Annotated in this window: 14 protein-coding genes; 9 read left to right on the top strand and 5 right to left on the bottom strand. The window is 45.9% G+C overall.

Features of this window, described 5'->3' with window-relative positions:
* Both ABDK00_RS09140 and ABDK00_RS09135 read left to right on the top strand, forming a co-directional pair.
* Entirely contained in the window at positions 1-1737 is a 1737-nt protein-coding gene (locus ABDK00_RS09140) for a DUF4091 domain-containing protein (RefSeq protein ID WP_346238348.1), read from the top strand.
* 50 nt (positions 1738-1787) lie between these two features.
* On the top strand, positions 1788-2567 hold the full coding sequence (locus tag ABDK00_RS09135; protein ID WP_346238349.1) for a glycoside hydrolase family 16 protein: 780 nt from the start codon (positions 1788-1790) through the stop codon (positions 2565-2567).
* Positions 2568-2588: 21 nt separating this feature from the next.
* Here the strand turns inward: ABDK00_RS09135 and ABDK00_RS09130 are convergent, their stop codons facing one another.
* Positions 2589-3350 carry a response regulator transcription factor gene (locus ABDK00_RS09130; protein WP_346238350.1) on the bottom strand — a complete coding sequence of 254 codons (762 nt, stop codon included), beginning with the start codon at positions 3348-3350 and terminating at the stop codon, positions 2589-2591.
* On the bottom strand, positions 3347-6433 hold the full coding sequence (locus tag ABDK00_RS09125) for a ligand-binding sensor domain-containing protein (protein WP_346238351.1): 3087 nt from the start codon (positions 6431-6433) through the stop codon (positions 3347-3349). Before ABDK00_RS09125 ends, ABDK00_RS09130 begins: the two co-directional genes overlap by 4 nt.
* Before the next feature lie 235 nt (positions 6434-6668).
* On the opposite strand from ABDK00_RS09125, the gene ABDK00_RS09120 reads away from it, so the two are divergent.
* Together ABDK00_RS09120 and ABDK00_RS09115 are read left to right on the top strand one after the other, a co-directional pair.
* Positions 6669-7250 (top strand): RNA polymerase sigma-70 factor, encoded by a 582-nt coding sequence (locus ABDK00_RS09120; protein ID WP_346238352.1) that lies wholly within the window; start codon positions 6669-6671, stop codon positions 7248-7250.
* Positions 7251-7253: 3 nt separating this feature from the next.
* Positions 7254-9530, top strand: coding sequence for a GH92 family glycosyl hydrolase (locus ABDK00_RS09115; RefSeq protein WP_346238353.1), 2277 nt, complete (start codon positions 7254-7256; stop codon positions 9528-9530).
* A 115-nt stretch (positions 9531-9645) separates the two neighbouring features.
* On the opposite strand, the gene ABDK00_RS09110 is transcribed toward ABDK00_RS09115, so the two are convergent.
* A complete protein-coding gene (locus ABDK00_RS09110; RefSeq protein WP_346238354.1) occupies positions 9646-11592 on the bottom strand; it encodes a sialate O-acetylesterase in 1947 nt (648 codons plus the stop codon).
* A 194-nt stretch (positions 11593-11786) separates the two neighbouring features.
* Here ABDK00_RS09110 and ABDK00_RS09105 point away from each other — a divergent pair, with 194 nt between their 5' ends.
* The 4 genes from ABDK00_RS09105 to ABDK00_RS09090 all read left to right on the top strand — a co-directional run bounded on the left by ABDK00_RS09105 (position 11787) and on the right by ABDK00_RS09090 (position 18401).
* Positions 11787-13712, top strand: a complete 1926-nt coding sequence (locus tag ABDK00_RS09105) for a sialate O-acetylesterase (RefSeq protein ID WP_346238355.1) — start codon at positions 11787-11789, stop codon at positions 13710-13712.
* A 62-nt stretch (positions 13713-13774) separates the two neighbouring features.
* Complete coding sequence (locus tag ABDK00_RS09100) at positions 13775-15166, top strand: SGNH/GDSL hydrolase family protein (protein WP_346238356.1); 1392 nt, start codon at positions 13775-13777, stop codon at positions 15164-15166.
* Positions 15167-15190: 24 nt separating this feature from the next.
* Positions 15191-17530, top strand: a complete 2340-nt coding sequence (locus ABDK00_RS09095; protein ID WP_346238357.1) for a GH92 family glycosyl hydrolase — start codon at positions 15191-15193, stop codon at positions 17528-17530.
* Positions 17531-17534: 4 nt separating this feature from the next.
* Complete coding sequence (locus ABDK00_RS09090; RefSeq protein ID WP_346238358.1) at positions 17535-18401, top strand: ROK family protein; 867 nt, start codon at positions 17535-17537, stop codon at positions 18399-18401.
* 17 nt (positions 18402-18418) lie between these two features.
* Here the strand turns inward: ABDK00_RS09090 and ABDK00_RS09085 are convergent, their stop codons facing one another.
* Positions 18419-20776, bottom strand: coding sequence for an alpha-L-rhamnosidase N-terminal domain-containing protein (locus ABDK00_RS09085; RefSeq protein ID WP_346238359.1), 2358 nt, complete (start codon positions 20774-20776; stop codon positions 18419-18421).
* A 30-nt stretch (positions 20777-20806) separates the two neighbouring features.
* Positions 20807-23317, bottom strand: coding sequence for a glycoside hydrolase family 38 C-terminal domain-containing protein (locus tag ABDK00_RS09080; RefSeq protein WP_346238360.1), 2511 nt, complete (start codon positions 23315-23317; stop codon positions 20807-20809).
* A 168-nt stretch (positions 23318-23485) separates the two neighbouring features.
* Between ABDK00_RS09080 and ABDK00_RS09075 the strand changes: the two genes are divergently transcribed.
* Complete coding sequence (locus ABDK00_RS09075; RefSeq protein WP_346238361.1) at positions 23486-25333, top strand: RagB/SusD family nutrient uptake outer membrane protein; 1848 nt, start codon at positions 23486-23488, stop codon at positions 25331-25333.
* Positions 25334-25351: the final 18 nt, after the last annotated feature.

The following is a 25351-nucleotide window of genomic DNA, read 5'->3' as shown; positions in this document are numbered from 1 at the left end:
ATGATACGTTCGATAGCCGCATTTTGTATCTTATTTTTTTCTCTGCAAGTTCCGGCGCAGGATGTAAGTCTGGCTTTGCAGAAAACGCCAAAGTTGGATGCAAAGCAACGCGCCGAAAAATGGGCTCATATTTCATCTGAAGTAATCGCCGGCTTTGGTGCTGGAAGTATGCGCTATGTGCTGGACGTTCCGCCTGCAGGTCCGGTAAAAGCTGATTGGGCGGTAAGCGGCTGGAAAAATGAAAAGGTGCATACGCAAATTGTCATCGCCTCCAAAAAAGCGTTGCAACAATTAATCGTGACGCCCGGCGACCTGAAAAGCAACAATGGCGACATCATTAAAAAAGAAAATATTTCAGTAGGATTTGTGCAGTATGTAATAACAGATGAATTTAGAAACGGTTGTGGATACCGCAAACCGGAAAATTTTGATTCTTCCCTGGTGGCGGATATTATTAATACAAACCTTTCATCGATCGCTGTTGAAAAAAATAATACACAGCCTGTTTGGATATCCATTGATATTCCCAAAGATATCAAAGCCGGCATTTATACAGGTTCGGTTGCGGTCAACGCCGATAAGGCATATAGGCTTCCTATTCGTTTACAAGTACTTGATCGCAATTTGCCCGATCCTTCCGGGTGGAAATTCAAATTAGATTATTGGCAACATCCGGCAGCGATCGCCCGGGTGCACCAATTGGCGCTTTGGAGTGATGCGCATTTTGAAAAAATGAGATCGTATTATACCATGCTGGCAAACGCAGGACAGAAAATCATTACCGCCAGTATCGTGGATGAACCCTGGGGGCATCAAACCTATGATGATTATCCCAGCCTGATCCGCTGGACGAAAAAAACAGATGGATCCTGGTCTTTTGATTACAGCCTGTTTGACCGCTATATTGCTTTTGTAATGGATTGTGGTATCAAAAGCCAGATCAATTGTTACAGCATGGTGCCCTGGAAAATTGCTTTTGAATATTATGATGAACAGTTAAAGAGGGATACCGTTTTCACCGGCGCTATCGGAACCGCGGCGTATGATACATTTTGGAAAACAATGCTGGTAGACTTTACCGCGCATTTAAAAGAAAAAGGCTGGTTTGAAATCACAACCATTGCTATGGATGAACGTCCGATGAAAGCGATGCAATCCGTTATTGCTTTATTGAAGTCGGTTGATCGCAATTGGAAGATTTCCCTGGCCGGCGCCTGGCATCCGGAAATCGAAAAAGCTATTGATGATTATTGCATTGCTTCCAAATGGAAGTTTCCCGACACGACCTTAAACGACCGGCAGCGGGCCGGCAAAGCCAGTACCTGGTATGTTTGCTGCACTGAGAAGTATCCGAATATGTTTAGTTTTTCGCCACCCGATGAGTCGGTGTGGGCTGGTTGGTACACCGCGGCAACCGGCATGGACGGCTTTCTCCGCTGGGCTTACAACAGCTGGCCCAAAGCGCCGCTCAAAGACAGCCGGTTTACCGCATGGCCCGCTGGCGACACGTACCAGGTGTATCCGGGCCCCTTATCATCCATTCGTTTCGAAAAGCTTATCGAAGGGATTCAGGATTTTGAAAAAATAAATATCCTGCTGGAAACGTACAAGACGAATCAGCAAACCGAAAAGCTAAAAGCCCTTCGGGCGGCATTGGCCACTTTTAACATTGATCAGCTTGAAAAAAAATCTGCCCGCCAAATGGTGGAAGCGTACAAGCATTTATTAAATCAATAGCCGTTATTGCAAGGCGGTAAAATGTTTAATTTTCAACACCATTACTGATTATGAAAATTCCAATTATTCTATTTGTTATGGCGTTTGCAGCTTCCTGCGCATCATCCAAAGTGTTGCGCCAGCCTGCTGCAACCTGGGAAGAACACTTCGATCAGCGCGATCATTTTGATACGACACGATGGTCTAAAATTCCGAGAGGGCGGTCGGACTGGCATAGAAACATGAGTGATTACGATGGGTGTTACGCCATGCGGGATGGTAAGTTGATATTAAAAGGAATTCGTAACGAAAATCTTGTTGATGATACCGCCAGGTATCTCACCGGTGGCGTTTATACAAAAGATAAAGTCACTTTTGGCTTTGGCCGTCTTGAAATACGCGCTAAGCTGAATGGCGCAACCGGCGCCTGGCCGGCATTCTGGCTATTGGGCCAGGGAAGAAAATATCCGGGAGGCGGCGAAATTGATATTATGGAGCGTTTGAGCCATGATGATTATGTTTACCAAACGGTTCATTCCTCTTATACCATTGATCTGCATATAAAAGACAACCCAAAACAGTCGGCGACTGCGAAGATCAATCCCGCGGCGTTTAATACATATGCTGTCGAAAAGCATCGTGACAGCGTGGTGTTCTTTGTAAATGGGCAACGTAATTTTGCCTATCCGCGCATTGAAACCGACAAGAAAGAGCAATTCCCTTTTTCTGACGGGCCGCATTACCTGCTGCTTGATATGCAATTGGGCGGCAGCTGGGTGGGCGCGGTTGATCCTTCACAATTGCCGGTGGAAATGGAAATTGACTGGGTGAAATTTTATGAGTTTAAGTAGCCGAAAATCGATGGAACAACATCATTTCTTTAAGTGTTTTCCTATAAAAGCAGAGGGTACCATACCAAATTGTTTTTCAAAGTTTCTACTGAATATTTTGGGCGAATTGTAACCCACAATTTCAGAAACTTCATTGATATTATGGCCGTCACCCATTAGCTTGGCGGCCTTTTTTAATCTTGTTAAATTAATAAGATCATTGGGTGTAAGATCTGAAATGGAATTTATTTTTCGGTAAAAGGTGGTGCGGCTCATATTCAAATACTTCGCCAGCCGGTCAACGTCTAACTGCTGGTCTTGTAAATGCTCCTCGATAACAGTATTCACGGTCTCCAGGAATTTTTCATCCGCTTTGGTATGTGCGATCGATTTGAGCTGCGCGACCGGCGAGTTGACAAAATAGTTTTTAATATTATTTCGATTGGCCAGCAGGCTTGCGATTTGCATTTTAAGATGTTTGGGCGAAAAAGGTTTTTCTATATATACATCAGCGCCCAATTCCAGTCCCTGTAGTCTGGCTTTCAATGTATTTTTTGCTGTCAGCAGAATGCAGGGCAAGTGGCTGAGTTCAACATCTGATTTAATGATTTTACAAAGTTCAAATCCGTCCATCACCGGCATCATCACATCGCTAACAATCAAATCAATAACTTCTTCGCGAAGCAGCTTGAGGGCGGCGCTACCATTAACTGTCTTTTTCACGGTGTAGGTATCGCATAAATTGGTTTCTATGAAATCGAGGATTTCCCTGTTGTCTTCAACCAATAATACTACGGGTTTCATGTTGTTTCAGTTTTAGGTGAGAATGGAAGCCGCAACACAAAAACATTTTTATCCTGCTGTGATTCATCAACGATAAGGCTTCCGCTATGCATTTCGGCCAGCGCGCGGCTCAATACCAGTCCAATGCCCGTGCCGGCCTGGCCAGCAGTGTCTTTAATCCTGTAAAAGCTTTCGAAGATTTTTTCCCTGTCTTCCGGTGGAATAACAAAGCCATCGTTGATGAAACGGATCTCATATTGCGGCAATTGATCGACCTTGCTCAGGCGTATGCTCACAAACGCATGTGCGTATTTTATCGCGTTATCGATCAGGTTATTAAAAATTTTATTGAGCGCTTCCTCATCGGCCAGCGCCGTTATGTTTTCCGGAACATCTATCTCATAGCGTAGTTGATGATTAGCCGCTACGGGTATAAACCGCGCACTGATATCCCGTAGTAATTCAGAAATATCCAGCCGTTCAAAGGTTAGATGAAAGCCGTTCATTTCTATCTTTCTGAAATCGAGAATTTGATTTGCCAGCAACATGAGCCGGTCGGCGTTGCGGCTCATCAGATCAAGGTTTTTAGATATCGGTGAGGAGCCGTCGACCTCATCCATGATATTTTCCATTGGCCCTTTAATAAGCGTGAGCGGCGTTTTTATTTCATGAGCCACGTTGGTAAAGAAATCAATTTTATCCTCATAATGTTCCTTTTCCTTTTCAAATGCCATTTTTTCAAGCCGGCGTTTGTTCCTTTCTTTAGAGCGGTTGTAGAAAAACCGTATCACCAGGAATGCAATGGAAGCAATCAAAAGTACATACATGAAATAAGCCTGCCAGGTAGCCCATACCGGAGGCAAAATTTCGATATGAAGCCGGGCAAACTTTTCGGCCGACACGTCCGGATCGGTCAGCGCTTTTACAACAAAAGTGTATTTACCTGGTGGCAGTTCTGTGAAATAAGCCTTGCGGTTACTGGGCAGGTAATTCCAGATGTTGTCTAGCCCTTCCATCTTGTAGGCATAGCGAATGCTTGAGGGCGCATTGTAGTCTAACGCTGCAAAATCGATACTAAAAGTGGACTGGTCGTAAGGGAGCGTCAATGCCTTTGTGTAAAGGATAGAGGCAGACAGAGGCGAGTTTTTTTTGTTGATTGTAATTTCCTTGTTATAAATCTGAAAGCCTGTAATATACACCGGGGCTGAATAATCTGCAACCGGTATCGAGTCCGGATGAAAGCTCACCAATCCTTTTACACTTCCAAAATACATACGGCCTACCTTATCTTTAAAAGCGGAGCGGTAGTTAAACTGGTCTGTCAACAACCCTTTTGATCGCGTATACACTTTAACAGTATTGCTTCCCGGCGAGAATCGGACCAGGCCTTTGGAAGTGCTCAACCACAAGTTTTGTTGTTCATCTTCCAGGATGGTATAAATGACGTTCGCCGGCAGATCGTCTTTAGTCGTGAAAATAGTTACTTTGCTGGTGCGGGTATTAAACCGACAAAGTCCGCCTTCCGTTGCAAACCAAACCAAATCGCCCGAGCAGTGGATATAATTGATGATATTGCAGGCAATACTTCGGTTGCCGTTAATTGCAAAAAAATACTGTTTTGCTGTATTTTTTTCGGCGTCGTATTTATAGAAACCACTGCCGTAAGTGCCGCACCAGATATAGCCTTTATGATCCTGCCGCAGGGCGCGGAAAAAAGCCCTGGGCAGTGCTGTAACCGGCTCGAATACATCTTTGGCAGCGTCATATAAAAATGCACCTTTGTCTGTCGCAGCCATCACGCGGCGCGAACGCGTATAAATTAATGCGTCAATATAATTACTGCCGATTGAATGGTCGAGGGTATTATAATTACGAATACGCCGGCCATTGAGATCCAATAAATCCAACCCGTGCAAAAAAGTGCCAGCCCATAAAGAATCGGCATGCACCAAAAGGCTTTGAACGTTGAAATAGGAAATCGTTTCTTTTTTATCGGTTGGATTAAAATTAGTGAAAGCGCCGGTGGAAAGATCCAGTTTGTTCAGCCCCGCATTCTCTGTCGCAATCCATAATTTATCGTACTTGTCCTGCCTTATCTCGCCGACGGCGTAGCCGCTGATCGATGTGCCGGTTGCTTTTGGAAAGTATTTTTTAAACGCCATCTGCTGCAGGGAAAAATAGTTAACGCCTCCAAAATAAGTGCTGGCCCAAACGCCACCCTGCTCGTCCCGGAAAAGAGACTGCACAATATTGTCTGAGAGCGAATAAGGGTCTTCATATTTTTTTTGAACATGATGATATTCCTTCGTAGCAATATTAATGATGTAAATTCCTGACTGGCTCGCCACCCAGTACAGATCCGTATCTGTTTGCAAAATATCCATCACCGTGATGTCGGTTTGATCTGTATTATGCGTAATCAGGTTTTCGTAAGATCTCTTTTGGGTATCGAGTAATTTCAGTCCTTCATTGGATGTACCCACAAGGAAACGGCCTGATCCGATATCACAAAGGGACTGTATGGATCTTGAAACGACAGGCTTGGAACTGCTGAAGACATCAAACGGCTGGTCAAACAACTTTTTTGTTTTGTTATATCGCGCTACCCAACCGTTGGCCGTGGCCACCCACAAACCTCCCTCGTCGCTGACTGAAAAAGATGTTACTTCATTAGGGAAATTATAGGAGGTCAATTGTTTTGTTTGCGGGTTGTAACTATACACGACATACATGTTTATAAAAAACACCAGCCCGCCGCTTATTTTTACCGATTGGATCGCGCTGCTACCCGCTGTTTTGATAGGACTGAATTCTTCAGTCATTTCGTCAAAAACATAAAGCCCTTTTTCCGTCCCCACCCATATCTGCTGGTTCGTATCCTCGGCGAGAGAGAGTATGGCATTGTTGCCAATCGAAGTCGAATCCATGGGGTTATTGCGGAAAATTTTATAAGAAAGGCCGTCGAACCTGTTCAATCCATCCCTGGTGCCAAACCACATGAAGCCCAGCTTATCCTGCATCATACACAATACAGCGTTATTAGACAATCCATCTTCTACCTGGTGATGGGTGAAGTAATAAGACTGTGAAAACGCGTGTTGCATTAAGCAAAACGAAAGGGCCCAACATGCAAAAAACCTTGCGAACATATCCGGTTGATGTAGCAGACAAAATACATAATAAATCACGCATTGCCCAACGCTACCTCATAAAAACAAAAAAATAGAACAATTCGGGAGATTAATGAAACAAAAAAGACGCTTGTTTTTCTTCAGGATGGGGAACATTGTAATTGCAAAACGAGTTAACGATATTTTTTGCTCCATAAAATCGATTGCTATGATAAAAAACGACAATGGCTACAACCAGCTGCCCGACGAGGAACTTTTTCTGATGGTTAAAAATGATGATAAGCGAGCGTTCAACGAAATCTACGAACGGTACCGGATGATGCTGAAAGATAAGGCCGAAAAAATGCTGGATTCTCCTCAACTGGCGGAGGATATCGTGCAGGAACTTTTCCTTAACCTTTATAATCGCCGCTATCAGATCGACATCCAGGTGTCTTTAAGAAGCTATCTTTCCAAAGCCATCAAATTCCGGATCCTTAACGAATTTAGGTCGTCCGGTGTGCGGACTTCCTATCAAAAAGAAATGAATACCCGACATGCTTCGACGATTTCGGAAAACAATTGTTATGATTTTGAAGTAAAAGACCTGAACTACAGCATTCAGTGTTCCATTGATGCGCTTCCTGATAAATGTAAAACTGCGTTTTTATTAAGCCGCACCGAGCAACTTTCCTACAAAGATATTTCCGGCTTTATGGGTATATCGGTGAGCACAGTTGAAAAACATATCAGTAAAGCTTTGAAGGTTTTAAAAAGTAATCCCCGTATTTCAGATTTTTCAACTAATTGATTTATGCGTAATCTTATCCAGTCGATATCCTGCCTTCTGTTAGCGCTTACATTTGGCGTCGCAGGAGCCCAGCAGCCTTTAGTAAACTATGTCAATACCTTACAGGGCACAAACTCCAACTGGGGCCTGTCCTACGGTAATGTTTACCCGACAATAGCGTTGCCTTTTCCGGTTCATTCGTGGTCGCCGCAAACCGGTAAAAATGGCGATGGGTGGAAATACACCTACGACGCCAAAACCATACGCGGCTTTCAGCAGGTGCACCAGTGTAGCCCCTGGATGGGCGATTACGGCGTGTTTTCGCTGATGCCCGTGAGCGGTTCGCTAAAAGTAAAAGAAGAAGCACGTCAAGCCGCTTTCTCTCACGACAACGAGATTGCAAAACCATCCTATTATAAGGTGAAATTTGATAATGGCGTCACGACGGAAATTTCGCCCACCGAACGCGCCGCACATATGCGGTTCGATTTTCCTAAAGATGAATCTTTTATCATTTTTGATGGATATACCAAATTTTGCGAAGTCGAAATTATACCTAAAAAGCGGATGCTTGTTGGATATGTAACGAACGGAATTTTTATACCCAAGGAATTTAAAAATCATTTTATCATCCAGTTCGATCAGCCTTTTGTAAAGTTTGGTACATGGAGCGCTGCCGGTGATTCCCTGTTTGTTGATAGGTCTTTTCAAAAAGGTGAAAAATGTGGGGCGTTTATTCAGTTTAAAAAAGGTGCGCGCGTTCAGGCAAAGATAGCATCTTCTTATATCAGCCCTGAGCAAGCCCTGCGCAATTTACAAACCGAGTTGGGCGGTTATAAAACTTTTGAAGCAACACGCGATGCTGCCAATGCGGTATGGAACGGGCTTTTGTCGCGGGTGAAAGTCGAAGGCGGGTCGGAAGGCGATAAGGCAACTTTTTACTCCTGCCTGTTCAGGGCAAACCTGTTCAGCCACAAATTTTACGATATAAAAGCTAACGGAGATCCCTATTATTTCAGCCCCTATGATGGCAAAATTTATGATGGGTATATGTACACCGACAACGGATTCTGGGATACGTTCCGCGCACAGTTTCCGCTGAGCAATTTACTACATCCAACCATGCAGGGCCGATATATGCAATCGCTGCTGGATGCGCAACGGCAGGCCGGCTTCTTTCCCACATGGTCCAATCCCGGCATGTCGGGCGTCATGATTGGTAATCACGCCATTTCATTATTAACCGACGCGTGGATGAAAGGCATCAGGACCTTTGATCCGGAAAAAGTGTTGAAGGCTTATCTGCATGAAGCTACAAATAAAGGGCCCTGGGGTGGTTCTAACGGGCGGGAAGGCCACCAATACTGGTTTAGCCTCGGTTATATTCCCTACAAAGAAGTATCTGAAAGCGGCGCCAAATCGCTGGAGTATGCCTATGACGACTGGTGCGCGTATCAACTTGCAAAAGTCACTGGCCATAAATTTTATGAGCAGATTTTCAAACGTCAAATCTATAATTATAAAAATGTTTTCGATACAACAGTTGGTTTTGTACGCGGGCGCGACAAAGAAGGCAACTGGGTTCCGGAAGATTTTGATCCCGTGGAGTGGGGCGATCCTTTCACTGAAGGTAATCCCTGGCAATGGAGCTGGTCGGTCTTTCACGACATTCACGGATTGATGAAACTGATGGGAGGGAAAGACCGGTTCAACGCAAAACTCGATAGTTTGTTTACAGCGCCCAATACCGTGAAGTTCGGTTCTTATAAACAGGAAATTCATGAAATGCGGGAGATGGTGTTGCAGGGGTTGGGACAGTATGCCCACGGCAATGAACCTGTTCAACATGCGGCCTATTTATACAATTATTCTGGCCAGCCCTGGAAATCGCAAAGACAGTTGAGAACCATCATGAAAAAAATTTATAACGCCGGGCCCAGCGGTTTTCCCGGCGATGAAGATCAGGGAGAAACCTCTTCGTGGTATGTGCTAAGCGCTTTAGGGCTTTATGCGGTATGCCCGGGTACCGACCAATATGTGATTGGCAGTCCGGCTTTTCAAAAGATAACGATAACCTTCGAGAACGGAAAGCAGTTTGAAATCAGGGCTAAAAATAATAGTGACTCGAATGTGTATGTGCGTTCGGTAAAGCTTAACGGCAGTGTTTATCATAAAAACTGGATCAGTTATCATGATATAGTGAAAGGCGGTGTGTTGGAACTGGAAATGGATAGCCAACCCAACAAAAAAAGGGGAACCAGCGCCGATGCCGCTCCTTTTTCTGTATCCCTTCATGATTGATGGTTGGTTTTAAAAAACATGCGGATAGCAAACAGATGTACAGCCATACAACTCTTTTAATTTCATCGGTGTGCTGTGTTTATTTCCAATTTTGTAGAGATTGATAATGGAAAAGCTATTCTTCAAAGTGGTAGGTTTTTCCATGCGTTAAACCTTCCAAATCATCAGTTCTGAAGGGCGTTGCGGGCATGCCCGCAGCATTGTAAAGTGAAACGCCTGGCGGTTGGCCGCTCCAAAGATATCTTACATCTCTTGGATCAGGCACTTTGCGACAACGTAATACCACCGATCGATTGCCGTGCAGATGCGCTACTGCCCAATGAAAAAAATGGTCGCTGCCGGCAACCGCAAAACCGGTTAACAGCGCTTTGCCATTGTTGATTTTCAGGTCCTGGTCAAACGTAATAATAACGCTGTCGCCCTCGCGTTTCATACTTTTAAAGCGCGGGCTTACTTCAAATTGATCAGATTTATATGCCGTAGAAAGAGCCGTTTGCGCCAGCCGCTGACCCACCGAAAGCTTGTTGAGTGGATGAAGATTGTCAGACGCACCCAAATCAATGGTAACGGCCAGTGCCGTATGGGGCAGCTGCAATGCGTTGCATTGGGCTTCCCGGAGTTCCGCCCATTCATTCTCCTCTGGTTTCGATGAAGGCGGTCCATAATTGGGAAGTTGTACAATAAGAAACGGCAGGTCACCCTGGCGGAAGGCTTCGCGCCAACCATTGATCATTGCGGGTAGTAGCGTTTTATATTCAGCAGCGCGGCCAACGTTGGCTTCCCCTTGATACCAGGCAAATCCTTTGATACTCAAAGCTGCCAGGGGCGCGATGTTAGCATTATATAAAATGGTGGGGGTGCCAAAAATATAGGCGTTGGGTACCAAAGGTTTTTTAAATGTAGCAGGATTAATGCGAACGCCTTTTTTGTACGCCCACTCGCCGGCAAAATAGGGGCTCCAAAACATATTATACATACCTCCCTTGCCGCCCGCATCGAAGACCCGTACCACCACCAGGTTGTCCTTTTCTTTTAGCACACTGTCGGGAACGGTGTAGGAGTACATGTTCATATTGCCATATCCTTCACCGACCTTATGGCCGTTAACCCAACAAATGTTATAATCATCAACCTGGCCAAGGCTAACGGTAGCCTGGCCCATGAGATTTTTCGGCAGGGAATCAAAACGCTTCCGGAACCATACCGATCCGTCATAATCCCGGAGTTCGTTGTCTTCCCAATGGGAGGGTTGATGCATCGGTTTCCAACCTTCAGCAATATGCTCTGGCGAAAACCACTTTTCTTCCAATCCGGGATCGTTGAGCAGATAGTATTTTTCCATCCATTCGGGCTTCATCGCTTCAAACTCGCTTTCTAACTGCTTCATGTATTTGGATGGCTTTATATAACGATCATAGAAATTTGAAAACTGGGGAAACTGCCGGATCGATTCGTTGCTCATCCATTCTTCGATCGACGTGGCGCCCAGGTGGCTGGCGATCAAACCGATCGGAACATGCAATTGTGACTGAAGATAGTCGCCAAAATAAAAGCCAACGGCGCTAAAGTTGCGAACATCTTTTGTGGTGGCTATCTTCCATTCGCCGCCTTTTAAATCATCCCTTGGCACGAAATCGGCGCCGATATCAACATTGAATAGTCTGATTTGCTGATTGTTGAATACCGAACTGTCGGGCTGCGGCTTTGATTCTTTCACCGAAAACTGCATGTTGCTTTGGCCGCTGCAAATCCACACATCTCCGAATAAAACATTTTCCAGCCTGATCGAGTTGTGCCCGTTAATAAGGATGTCGAAAGGCCCACCGGCTGGTTGTGCGGGCAACAGAATTTTCCAGCGGCCATTTACTGTTTTCGTTTCGTAATTTTTGTTTTTAAACCGGATCGTTATTTCTTCGCCATTGGCCGCATAACCCCAAACAGGGCAGGGCTTATCACGCTGCAGAACCATATCGCTTTGAAAGATAACCGGCAGCCTGATGTTTGCTTTGCTCGTGAAACAGAAGAAAAGAATGCTAAGGGTAATGGCGAATTTTGGGTTCATCTAAGTACTTTTGAAATAACGACCTTTTTAAGCAAAGCCATAATTAAGTACGATGACGTCGCGTTTACCTCTATTTGTTTTTAATTTTTAACAACACAGTAATGCAAATGGTGGTGACTAAAGTTTCGCGTGTCTACTATATGGTGGTTCGCGTTTACAAAGGCCAATTGTTTACAACAACCTTCAATACAATTATGAAAAAAATTATCTTCTTTCTTTTTGTGATGTCGCTGTTTTCTGCCAGTATGGCCCAGCTTAGACTGCCGGCATTGTTCAGCGATAGCATGGTATTGCAACAGCGTTCAGCTGCTCCTGTTTGGGGTTGGGCGTCACCACAGGAAAAAATAGAAGTTGCGGGGAGCTGGTCCTCGAAGAAGGTATCAGCCACGGCCGATGCCAACGGAAAATGGATGGTAAAACTTTCTACACCGGCTGCAGGCGGCCCTTACGAGGTGGTGATTCGCGGCAGAGAAACGAAAACACTGAAAGGCGTTCTTATTGGTGAAGTGTGGATTTGTTCCGGACAGTCCAATATGGAGATGCCTGTCGAAGGATGGGCCAATGACCCTATTCAGAATGCCGCCTCAGAAATCGCGCAGGCAAATTTTCCATCGATCCGTTTTTTTACGGTGCAGAAGCAAATTGCCTACGAGCCGCTTGAAGATGTAGTTGGGTCCTGGTCCTCCTGCAATCCGGTTTCGGTACGGTCTTTCAGCGCGACAGCTTATTTTTTTGCGCGAGAGTTGTATAGAAAGCTCAAAGTACCCATTGCATTGATTCATACCAGTTGGGGAGGTACCGTTGCGGAAGCATGGGCAAGTAAGCAGGCGTTGAAAACAATGGGCGATTTTAACCAGGCGTTGCAAACTATAGATTCTGTCAATGCCAATCTTGCTGCTATCAAAACCAAAGACAGTATCGGAAGCCTTTCCTGGCAAAAGGCGCTGGCTGATCTGCGCCAAACCAATGTTGTAACAGAGGATGAGGGCGAATGGAAGCCAATGCAAGTGCCAACTTTTTGGGAAGACGCGGGGTTGCCCAACCTGGACGCTGTAGTCTGGTTTAAAAAAACCGTTGACATTCCGCAAAATTGGGTCGGAAAGGATCTTAAGTTGGATCTCGGCCCCATCGATGACAGGGATATTACTTTTGTAAATGGCAAGTTGGTGGACAGCACCACAGGCAACTTTTCATGGGGAAAAGAACGACATTATACGATTCCGGCTGCTTTAGTAAAGGCCGGAGCAAATACCATCACAGTGTGTGTGATCGACGATGGCGGCAACGGCGGCCTCTATGGAAGCAAAGAGAAATTGAAAATCTACCCCGCAGAGAGGATGGCAGACGCTATCGGGCTCGACGGGACGTGGTTATATAAAATAGCAGCTGTTAAGCCCCAACAGACCCTGAACAACTGGCCCAATCAGCCTTCTGTTTTATATAACGGAATGATAGCGCCACTGATTCCTTTTGCTATTCGGGGGGCAATATGGTACCAGGGCGAGTCCAATGTGGGCAGGGCAAAACAATATACCCAACTATTTCCGCTGATGATTAATGACTGGCGCCAGCGATGGAATGATAAATTTCCATTTTATTTTGTGCAGATTGCGCCATTTAATTATGGAGGCGAAGCCACCCTGTCAGCAGCGCTTCGCGATGCGCAACGGCGCACGCTAACCAGCAGTCCGCAAACGGGAATGGCGGTGACGCTTGATATCGGGAACCCTAAGAATATTCACCCGGCTAATAAACAGGAAGTGGGTAGAAGGCTTGCTTTGTGGGCGCTTCATCAAACCTATCAGGTCAAAGACGTTGTGCCTTCCGGGCCTTTGTATCTGCGCATGGAGATAAAAAATAACCAACTCATTATATCCTTTGACCATACGGAAGGAGGGCTTAACTCTAAAAGCGCACCGCTTGAAGGCTTTGAATTGAAAGGTAAAGATGGCGAATGGAAACCTGCAACAGCAGTAATAGAAGGAAACCGGATAATCCTGTCCAACAAAACAATTTCCCAACCTGAAGCAGCGCGGTACGCGTATTATAACACTTCCGTTGGAACATTATTTAATGGTGCGGGCCTGCCTGCGGCTACGTTTACTACAGAACCTTTATAGAAAAATTACGTTAGTCAGCATTCATTAATGAATGCCAGATTACTAAACAACCAGGTATTTTGATGAAATTGATGAAAACGTTTTGCACTATAATTTTTATTTGCCTGGCCGGTTCCCTCAGTGCTCAAACGGTGCCGGTATTTGTTCAGGGCGATCGGGTTGCTTTTGTCGGCAACAGTATTACGCACGGAGGCCGGTATCATCAGTACATCTGGTTATATTATATGACGCATTTTCCCGACCGCCGCATTGAAATTATGAACGCAGGGATCGGAGGCGAAGTGGCTGCGCAAATGCTCAAACGTCTTGATACTGATGTTTACGCTAAAAAGCCCAGCGTTATTGCGCTCACTTTTGGTATGAACGATACAGGATATTTTGAGTTCCTTCATTCCGATGGCGACGAAAAATCAAAAAAGCGGCTGGAAGATGCTTACGCTGCCTATCTGAAAATTAATGCTTCGTTCAGAAAACATCCGGATAGCAAAAAGATCATCATCGCGGGTTCGCCCTACGACGAAACCAGTAAGTTTGGTAAAGACAATCTTTTTCCCGGAAAAAGCAAGGCGCTGCTCGCCATAGCAACTTTCCAGGAAGATATCGCCCGAAAAAGCGGTTGGAGTTTTGTTGACTTTACACGTCCTATGACTGCTATCAACCTAAGAGAGCAGGCGAAAGATACTGCTTATACTTTGATCGGCAATGATCGCATTCATCCCGGAGTGGACGGGCATTTGGTAATGGCCTATTTATTTTTGAAGGCACAGGGGCTGAAAGATGCGCGGACGGTTTCAATGATTTTAAATGTTAACGGGAGTAAAGCGGAAGCGACAAAAAATTGTACCATCAATAATGTGGCAGCCACAGCTGATGGCCTGCGTTTCGACTATCTGGCAAAAACGTTGCCTTTCCCGGTAGATACAATGCCCACAGGCGAATGGAACGCTATGAAACGAAGGGAAAGTGATGCGCTGCAACTGGTTCCTTTTAGTGAAGACCTGAATCAGGAAATGCTGCATGTAAAAGGGTTGAAGAACACAGACTATGCTGTGGAGATAGACGGGCAGCAAATAGGAGTGTGGAGCGGGCAGGAATTGGAGAAAGGTATTAACCTGGCACTCGAACGCCGGACGCCACAATATGAGCAGGCGATGGTCATTAAAAAGCTAAATGAAGAAAGATGGCAGATAGAGCGCCGGCTAAGAGATTACGCCTGGATGGAATATGACTTTTTAAGCGACAAGGGATTGTTGATGAAAGATAATTTTGCCGCACTCGACACCATTTATGCACATTCAGACAATCCCTTTGTAATGGGAAATTTTGAGAACTATTTAAAAGCGCGTTACCCAGAGGTAAGGGCCACATGGACGAAACAGATGCAGCTTCTAGTCGACCAGATCTACGAAATGAATCAACCCAAAAAACACAGGTTTTTGATCCGGCCATTGTAAAAACACATACTCATCATTTATTGAATGCCCTTTGCCCGAAAATACCTAAACGCTTCTTGCACTGCGGAACTTAAGTCAAAAGTTTCCGCAAGACTAGGTCTTTTTATTTTGTTAAGCGCTATTATGAATACCGTGTGGGCGCAGCCTTCCGGACCTGCGGCGTATGTCAACCCGTTTGTTGGAGCGAGCACAAGTGCGGGCAAGGCTGGAATTTATCATGGTTTGGGGAAAACTTTTCCCGGCGCCACCACACCCTATGGAATGGTACAGGTTAGCCCGAATACCATTACCGGCGGCGACAACGGATCCGGCTATAGTTATGAACACACGAGCATTGAAGGCTTTGCGTTTACACAAATGAGCGGTGTGGGTTGGTTTGGCGACCTGGGTAATTTTTTGGTAATGCCTTCTGCCGGCGCGCTTAAAACGGCTGCCGGCCAACCGGATGATCCGGAAAAAAAAGGTTATCGATCTGCTTATAGAAAATCGTCTGAACAGGCCTCGGCCGGTTATTACAGCGTTTTTTTAACCGACAACCAAATCAAAGCGGAAGCCACTGCGGCTGCCCACAGCGGGATGCTGCGATTCACATTTCCCGCCCATCAAACGTCACGCATTCAAATTGACCTGGCCAGAAGGGTAGGTGGCACTTCTACCCGGCAGCAGGTAAAAATTGTCGACAATCATACGATTGCAGGCTGGATGGAATGCACGCCGGAGGGCGGAGGCTGGGGAAATGGGGATGGGAAAGCCAATTATACACTCTATTTTTATTGCCAGTTTAGCAAGCCGCTTCGAAAGACTGGTGTATGGAGCGCTGCTATTCCTGATACGGCCAACCGCAAAAGGGAAGCGATCGAAAGCGCCTATTATCAACGGCGTATTGCTCACGCAGCAGTTACCCGCGGTGTCAGCGAAATGGTGGGAAAACATATCGGCTTTTTTACCGAGTTTGAAACGCATGCGGATGAGGAAGTATTGATGAAGGCAGGCATTTCTTTGGTAAACATAGCAGGAGCCAAACATAATTTAGAAACCGAAATTCCCGGCTGGGATTTTGATAAAATTCATAAAAAGGCGGTCGCTGCTTGGAACCAGGCGCTGAGTGTGATTGAAATTGAGGGCGCGACCGAAGAACAAAAGCATGTTTTCTACACGTCGCTTTACCACACGATGATAGACCCGCGTATTGTTTCCGACGTGGATGGAAATTACCGCGGTGGCGACCATCAAATCCATCGGGCCACGTCTTTTCGCAAGCGCACTATTTTCAGCGGATGGGATGTTTTCCGCAGCCAGTTTCCGCTACAAACGATCATTAATCCTTCCCTTGTCAACGATATGATTAATTCGCTGGTAACGCTGGCCGACGAAACGGATAGCGCTTATCTCGAGCGGTGGGAGTTGTTAAATGCGTACAGCGGATGTATGCTCGGCAACCCGGCTGTGGTGGTTTTGGCCGATGCTTATGCAAAGGGAATTAGAAATTATGACGTTGCAAAAGCGTACCGCTACGCCGTTAACACAAACGAAAAATTTGGTAACGGAGCGCGGGGTTACGATCCGGGGAGTATCGCCAAAACCCTGGAATATGCTTATGCGGATTGGTGTCTTTCGCAGCTTACCAAGGCTTTGGGTAAAAATGAGGATGCAAAAAAGTATGAGCGGCGCTCCAAAGCTTATAAAAATATTTGGGATACTACCCACCAATGGTTCCGCCCGCGAAAGGCAGATGGAAGTTGGGAGCCGTGGCCTGAAAAAGGACGCCTTACCGATTGGTATGGGACTTTTGAAACCAACCCCTACCAGCAGGGATGGTTTGTGCCGCATGACGTCGGGGGAATGGTGCACTTAATGGGCGACAAAAAGAAAGTGCTTGCTGATTTGGAATCTTTTTTTGAAAAGACGCCAAAGAATTTTATGTGGAACAGCTATTACAACCATGCGAACGAACCTGTGCACCATGTTCCTTTTCTTTTTAACAAATTAGGGGCGCCCTGGCTGACTCAAAAATGGACAAGAATTATTTGTGATAGCGCCTATCATAACACAGTGGAAGGCTTGGTCGGCAACGAAGATGTGGGACAAATGAGCGCCTGGTATGTTCTGGCGTCTATCGGCTTCCATCCTTTATGCCCTGGAAGCACGCAACTCGAGCTTACCAGTCCGTTATTCACTAAAGTTAAAATAAGGCTACCCAATGGCAGGCATTTTTCCATTATGGCCCGAAATAATGATGCAGCCCACATTTATATCGATCAGATCCTGCTCAATGGAAAGCCATATCATAAAACAAGCATCGATTACTTTGATATTATGAAGGGTGGCGTACTCGAACTTACCATGACCAGCAAGCCACATTAAGATTTTGAAACGGATAAATAATAAAATATTAGGATTAGGCGTGGATATTGGCGGCTCTCATATCGCGTCTGCGTTGGTAGATCTGCAACAAAGATGTATTATACCCGGAACGCAGGTCAGAAGTTTTGTCAATGCCGGTGGGGCTGCCGATGCTATTATGGACACCTGGATTAATACGCTCCGGAAATCAGTAAAAGGTTACGAAGACCATTTCGATCGCATCGGAATAGCGATGCCCGGCCCGTTCGACTATGAGCAGGGCATTAGCCTGATCAAAGGCAATCATAAATATGAATCGCTCTATGGCATGAATATAAAAGAGGCCCTTTCATTCCGTTTAGCCATACCAGCAGCCTGTGTTGGTTTTTCAAATGATGCGGGCTGTTTTTTAAAAGGCGAAGTTTCAATAATGGATGGAGCAACTTGCAACACAGTGACGGGCCTGACGTTGGGAACAGGTTTAGGCGCCGCTCTTTATAAAAATAAGGCGGCTGTTGATGTGAACCGCTGGTGTATGCCTTTTGGTGAAGGCATTGCTGAAGACTATATTTCTACGAGATGGTTTGTGCAACGATATTTTCAACTTTCAGGAAAAAAAGTTAAGGGGGTTAAAGAACTTGTTTCGTTGCATGCATCGGATCCGGCTGTGCAGAAAATTTTTTCTGAGTTTGCTGCTAACCTGGGCGCATTCCTGGTTATTTGTGTTGAGGAAGACCATCCCGATCGGATTATTCTTGGAGGAAATATAGCAAAAGCATCTGGCTACTTTCTGCCCCAGCTGGAGGCTTACCTTCTCAGGCATAAAATCCGTGTTCCGATTCAACTCGCGCGGCTGGGCGAAAACGCGCTGATTATCGGCGCGCTCGCCTAAGCCATATAATTAAATGGTCACAACGAAAAGCTGTTGGAGCCGCTCACCAATGGATATGCTTTATTTTTCCAAACTAAAGTGCCGGAAGTAGTGGGTGGGAGACTGATATTGATCTGCCATTGGCTTCCTTTTAGTTTATAAGAAGCGGTGATCGTTCCATGGGGATGCGGCATGGAGCCGCTCACTTTCGTCATCTGCCCCAAATGCGGTTGCACTTTTATTTTGCTAAAACCTGGTGCGTCGGTATCGAACCCTAACACAGTCCTGAAAAATTCAATGTTGGGACTGCTTCCCCAGGCATGGCAATCGGAGCGGGTTTTAAACAGGTCAGGTTCTTCCGCCCAGGTCGTTAATCCCATTTTGATATTATCGCGCCAAACGTCGAGCCAATTGATATAATCATTTCCAAGGCCTCCTTTTACCAGCGCCTGATGTAAATAATATTTGAAATAAATCGTGCATTGGGTCAGCGTTTTATCCGCTAGCAACCTGCGGCAAAAGGCGGGCATCGTTTGTTGATCGACCAACCCCGTCAAGACGGCGAGCGCATTCGCATGTTGCGAAAAATTAATTCGCTCACCGGTATCCGCATACAGTTCCCGTTTACTATCCCAATATTTTTTATGGATCGTTTTCTTTAGCTGGGCTGCTTTTGCGCGATAGGCCGATGCATGAGCATCAGATCCCATGGCTGCCTCCATTTGTGCGGCCCATTGAAAAGCGCTCAACAGCTGAAGGTCAAATACCGCGGAGCCGCCATCCGCACCCTTTGGAGGCGCGCCCATAGACCAGCCTTTTCCTGGTGACCAGTCCACAAATGTCCAGTAAGGTAGATTTTTTAAGGAACCGTCAGCCTGCTGATACCTGCTAAAAAAGTCAAGAATTGCGCGCATGCCGGTTAACTTATCTTTCAAAAATTCCGCGTCATTTCGATACATCCAATAGTCGAACAGCATGCCGATGTACCAAAGCGAAAAAGTAGAAATTACCTGGGTTGTCCGGGTGGGGTATCGGCTCAAGGTCACGCCCTCCGGTAAGCGCGACGCATCCATCAGGTCGAGCGCATAACGGGCGAGGCGATCGTCGCCACTGTAATAATAGGATACCATCGCCTGGATGCGCGTGTCGCCGATATATTGAAGTTGTTCATAATAGGGGCAGTCCATGTAAGTATCATAAGCATTAAGCCGAGCCGTCCGCCAGCCGATATCGAGAATTTTTTGAATTTCCGCATTATCGGTTTGGATCGTTGCCGCTTGCCTGAACGGATATCCGGTGAAAGTGCCATAAAGGCTGTCGATTGTGAGGGGATCTTCCTGTGTTTGAACAATCAAACGCAGATAACGGAACGTCCGGTAATGAAAAGGTGTAAAAGATTGAAGCTTTTCGCCATTGGATATCAAACTATCTTTCAAGCCCCGAAATATTTTTCCTTTGATTACGTCGCGATTAGATTTTCCGGAGCCGCGGCCCTCAACTTCATCATATAGCGATTCGGCATAGGACATTGAAATGCCAGCATTTTTTCCACCGCTAAACTTCAGCGTTGGAAATGCATTTGTCTCAAAGGTCTGATCGAGCAAAAGGGAAACGGTCTGGTATGCAGGTATTGTCATCGGAAAGCCCTTCGGCTCGGTGTGTGTGTTTTCAAAACCCGTATAATCCCGGATGGATGTGATCGGTTGAAACGTCATTTCCCTTGCAGGAAGTGGCGATGGTACCAGCATATAACCGAAGCCATCAGAAAGCCCTTTAGGCTGGCCGCCAAACAGAGCCGCTGCTGCGGGCCAGCCCCGATCGTCAAAGTCGGTGCGCCACCAATCGCCTGCGTTTTTTCGCATATCGACAAATTGGCCGTGAATGGCCACAAAGCCTCCCCACAATGGAAGGAATGACCTGTCCCGGATGCTCTTCCAACTGGCATCCGTGTTGAGTATGGACGCTTGCTCCGAAGCGCCCTGTACAATAAAAGCAGTCCGTAGCGAAAGCTGCCACTCCGGGCGGTTGTTGGCTTCGTTCCAAACCATTGCGGCTACACTGTTGTGCCCTTTCTTCATAAACGGCGCGAGGTCGAGCGTCTCGTAATTCCAATTATAAAAACTTCCTTTTGCGGGGCCTACAGAAACCATTTGGCCATTCACAAAAAGTTTGTAGCCGTTATCGGCCGACACATACACGACGAATGAGGCAGGCTGTTGATCGAGTTGTACCGCTTTGCGGAAATAATAAACGCCGTAATCCTTTCCATCGCCGGAAATATGAGCCGTGCTGATCCATTGCGCTTTCCAGGGTTTTACAGTTTGAACGGATGCCGACTGGCCTGATGCCTGCGCGATGAAAAGCAGCGAATGAAGTATAATTATATAAAATTTCAAGACATTTATTTTTAAGATATATTAATCCATCTATTTTAAGATGATCTGAAGCGTGCGAACGCCGAATGGAGGGATGCGGGCGACAATATGCCCGCTGCGGATGATCGCGTCAGATTCTTTAACGCCGTTTAGCGCAACCCATGACACCGACCGGGAAGCTATATTAAGTTGAATCCGTTGAGCTACTTTGTTAGCGGCAGCATTATAAAACCTCGCTGTCAGCGTATCGCTTTTCAGGTTGCATGCTGTAAGTTCAAGCCCGGTAGCTGACAGGTCTAAGATGCCATTTATTTTTCTTTGGGGGCTGCCTAAAACCGTCAACAGTGGTTCGCCTATTTTAAGTGCCTGCGCATTAAGATCCGCTTGTCTCCAGTCGCCATCGTGTGGGAGCATACTATACCGTAGGCTGGATGAGTCTTTTAGCCGGTAGTTGGCGTCCCATAATCCTTTTCCGCTATAAGCAAGGGTGAGCGAAAGCGGATATCGTGCGCCGTGGGAATAGCTGCTCGTATGGTCGGTGAAAAAAGCAATGCCACTATTATTTACACTGTCGTAAAGATCAATCCAGCGATAAACAACATTATTTTTGATGTCGTCCCATCGGTTAAAAAAAGTATGGGTTAACCCGCTTTTTGTCACATCGAAAGGCGCATCTTTAAACAGCTCTGCATTCCGGAGGTTGACCGGAAAAGCGACTGACAGTTTTGATGTATCGACATAAAATGCTTTGTAGCGGTCTTTACTATTGTAGCCCTCATGTTGTGCGTGCGCATCGCCTATGCCTTGGTTTCGCGACCAGTGAATGATCGTCTCAAAATCTATCCTTGGCTCGCCATGAGCCAATGTGATCGTCTGGTTAAATCGATGCAAGCCCAGCTTCCCGGAGATAATCACTTTTTTTCGAACCGGTCCATCTTCGACGATGCTTATTTCATTTTTTTGGTCTGTTGATGCGATCCGTTTGCCCTGATCATAAAATTGGCCGCCAATCCCGTTAAAAGCCCGTTGTGCGCTTGCGTCTATCAGTTCTTTATTGTTTTTTTTACAGACAAGGCTTTGAATGGCGCCCGTATTTTTATTGAGCAACAATTGATATAAGTCAGTTTCCAGCAAAATAGAACTGCGCGCAATGTATTCCTTCTTTTGTTTTCGTGGCCCAGGCGCTACCTGGTTGTAAACGATATTGTAAGTGGCTATACCAGTTGCAGCAACCTTGGCCTTAAACAAAACCTCCACCTGGTTATTTTTATCAACAGTTCCTAGCTGAAAAGGAATGCGCTTCCCGTTTTTGTCGGTTAAGGCTTCAATCTGTGAGGCTTGTTTATACGGCATTTTTGTAAGAGCGGTTTCGCTTCTTTCTTTGGCAGTTGTATTAATAATCGTGATGTGGTTTTTATTATCCCGGATGAGTGATTTCTGGCTTGCCTCGATAATCTGATCTGAAAGTTGATTTGCTTTTGCAAGCCATTTCATAGCCCTGTCATACCAATGCAGCGGAACTATCCAGCAGTCGTGATGCTGCGCCAGCAGCAGGTTGCGCCAGGCTTCATCAATCATGGCAGAAGGCCGCTGATAAGAACCGTATATCTGCGCCAGCGTGCATAGTTTTTCTGCCTGCACCAGCCGCTGTTCCGCGATGCGCACCCACTGGGAAATTTGTTGAAGTTTTTGAGAGCCCCACACCAAACTCACCTGTATATCTTCCTGGCTCAATCGCCAATCCATGTCGGGCTTGCCGGCGATCTTTGAAAAATATTGAGACCAGGTAGTATAATTGGTGTTGCCCTGCCGATTGTGTAACCACGGGCCCGTTCGCCATCCGGCGTCCTGAAGGCACATACCCACCGGATTTTTAATGCCCTGTTTTCGGGCCGCATTAAAAAAATGAGCTGAGTTCGTCCAGGCGTCGGTCTGCCAGGTAGAGAAAGTTACCAATCCTTCAGAACTATACCTCGGCACTGTCGGCATTTTTGTACCATCGGGCGCCACCCAATTCAGTATTTCATTTCCAAAAGCCCTCGTGTAGCCACCCCAGCATGTGTTAGGATTTTTAAGAACGGCATATTTGAAGCCAAAAGATTTTAGGATCATTGGCAGAGCGCTGGTGAAGCAGGGCTCTTCAGATGAATAAGTGTCAAACTTTACACCGGGGAAATGTTCCCGCATTTTTTTGATGCCATATTCAAAATGGCGGATCATACTTTCCCCTGAAATATTAAAAAAATAACTTTGGCCATAGGCAGGATTCACAAATTCGATGCGGCTGTTGTCCGGATCCTGCTGGGTATAGAGATTCTTAAACGCTTTATAAGATTGCGGGTAGTTGAGCATTACGCTGTCCCAAGTTTCCGGTTCTATTTCCAGGTTTACTTTCCAGTCTTTTTTTTCTTCCAGATGTTTTATGATAAAAGCCGTAAAGTCATCGGGATAATGGCCATATACACCGCCGTGGTAACCGTCTACAAAATAGGTTTTTTGAGCATCGGCAATATTTGAAAACAGTAAAGCAGAGGTCAGAAAGAGGAATACATAGAATTTCATAAAAAGGATATGCACTTTATAGTAGTCACCGCAGCTTACGCTCCCCTCTACCCGGGTTTCCAAATTAAGTTAGTCAACACCATTCTTTGTTGAAGGTATCATATTAAAGTAGAAGCGCGAAATACTCACGGGATTCCTACTTCTCTTCAAAATATTAATTAGGCTGACATGGAGGTAAAGTTCCCGACAGGGTACTATAAATACAGGAACAACGATAAACGATTCTTTAATATGAAGCGATATAACCATGCAAAGCTGTGCTTACAACCGGCTGTTTTTGCTATTATCTTATGCGCAGCGCTGGCCAGTTGCTCCAAAAATAAATTTTTGGAGGAGACCACCACTACTAATCTCAATGAGGAAACGGTATTTAAGGATAGTGCCTACGCGATCAGCTTTCTGAATAATATATATTCAAATGTGGGCTTTAGTTTTAGTCCCACGCGCTTTAATAATAACGGCGGGCTAGATGCTGCTTCCTCCGAAGCGGATGTGCCCCGGGTGGGCGTGGCAGCCACGTCGACAGGTTTTGCTGATGGATCCATTACTCCGGCCACCGTTACAGGCGATGCATGGAGCACTTGTTATTCGCAGATCCGGGCGGTGAACGTTTATTTAAAACACAGCGCCAACCTGCCTTTTGATGATTATTTGAAAAAGAGAACGGCAGCCGAAGCCAGGTTTTTAAGGGCCTGGTATTATTTTACGTTATTAAAGCATTATGGCGGCGTGCCTTTAATTGGCGACAGCATTTTCACCGATCAGGATAAAATAGCAGCCAATCGAAGCAGCTTCGCAGCATGTGTCGATTATATAACATCGGAGTGCGATAAAGCTGCGCTGGAACTTCCGGTTCGGCAGCAGGGCCTCGAATACGGCCGTGCCGGCGCGGGCGCCTGCCTGGCGCTTAAAGCAAGAGTATTGTTATATGCAGCCAGTCCGCTTTTTAACGGGGAAAATGCCTTCAATGAGGGGGTAAGCGAACCGTTGCGGTCAATAATAGGTTATGTAGCTCCGAATACCGAACGGTGGAAAGCTGCTGCAGACGCCGCTCGTGTTGTGCTGTCTCTCGGCACTTTTCAGCTTTATAATACCACCAGCCAGGTGGCCGGTGTAACCATCGAACCTTTCCGGGATTTGTTTTACCGCCGGGTGAACAACGAGTATCTTTTCGCACGCATGCAGGTAGGAACACGTGATTTCGAAACCTGCTGGATGCCCCCAAGCCGCGGAGGCAATGGTTTTGGGGCGTATCCGTACCAGGAGCTTGTTGATGCTTTCTTAATGAAAAATGGAAAAAGAATCGCTGATGAGCAATCCGGCTACAATCCTAACCGCCCCTACGACAATCGCGATCCGAGGCTTGAACATACCATCATGCACGACTCCTCGCTTATCGTTTTATATACAGATTTTATCCAGCCGATTATGGGTCAGCCCTTGAAATTATATGAGAATGCGGGTGCCGACGCCGTGTTTAAAAGAACGACAACCGGTTACTATGTGAACAAAATGCTGAAGCCAGATATTGCCGGGAACTGTATTCATGGCACAGAGCGCTGCTGGCCTTTGATTCGCCTGGGAGAAATATATCTTGATTTTGCTGAGGCTGAAAACGAATATCTCGGGCCCACGCCGGATGTCTATGATGCTGTAATTGCCATCAGGAAAAGAGCGGGCATTTCAGCGGGCGCAGATGAAATGTATGGCCTCGAAGCTGGTATGTCGAAGGAGGAAATGCGTGCTATTATTAGAAACGAAAGAAGAATTGAGCTCGCTTTTGAAGAACACTGGTTTTGGGACGTACGCCGTTGGATGATTGCGGACGAAACTGAGAACAATACAATGCATGGTATGAAAGTAGTCCGTAACGGGGACAGCCAGGCCATGTTCGAAACCTTCAATGTCCGAAAGAGGAACTTTCGCAACGCTATGTATCTGTTTCCGATTCCTCAAAGTGAGATCGCAAAATCTGAATTTCTTATACAAAACCCGTATTGGAGTACGGCCAATTGAGGAACATTTTTTTTTCAT

This window comes from Niabella insulisoli, from assembly GCF_039652435.2.
Lineage (GTDB): Bacteria > Bacteroidota > Bacteroidia > Chitinophagales > Chitinophagaceae > Niabella > Niabella insulamsoli.
Note: the sequence above shows the minus strand (reverse complement) of the source record. Positions and strands in the feature narration are given on the sequence as shown.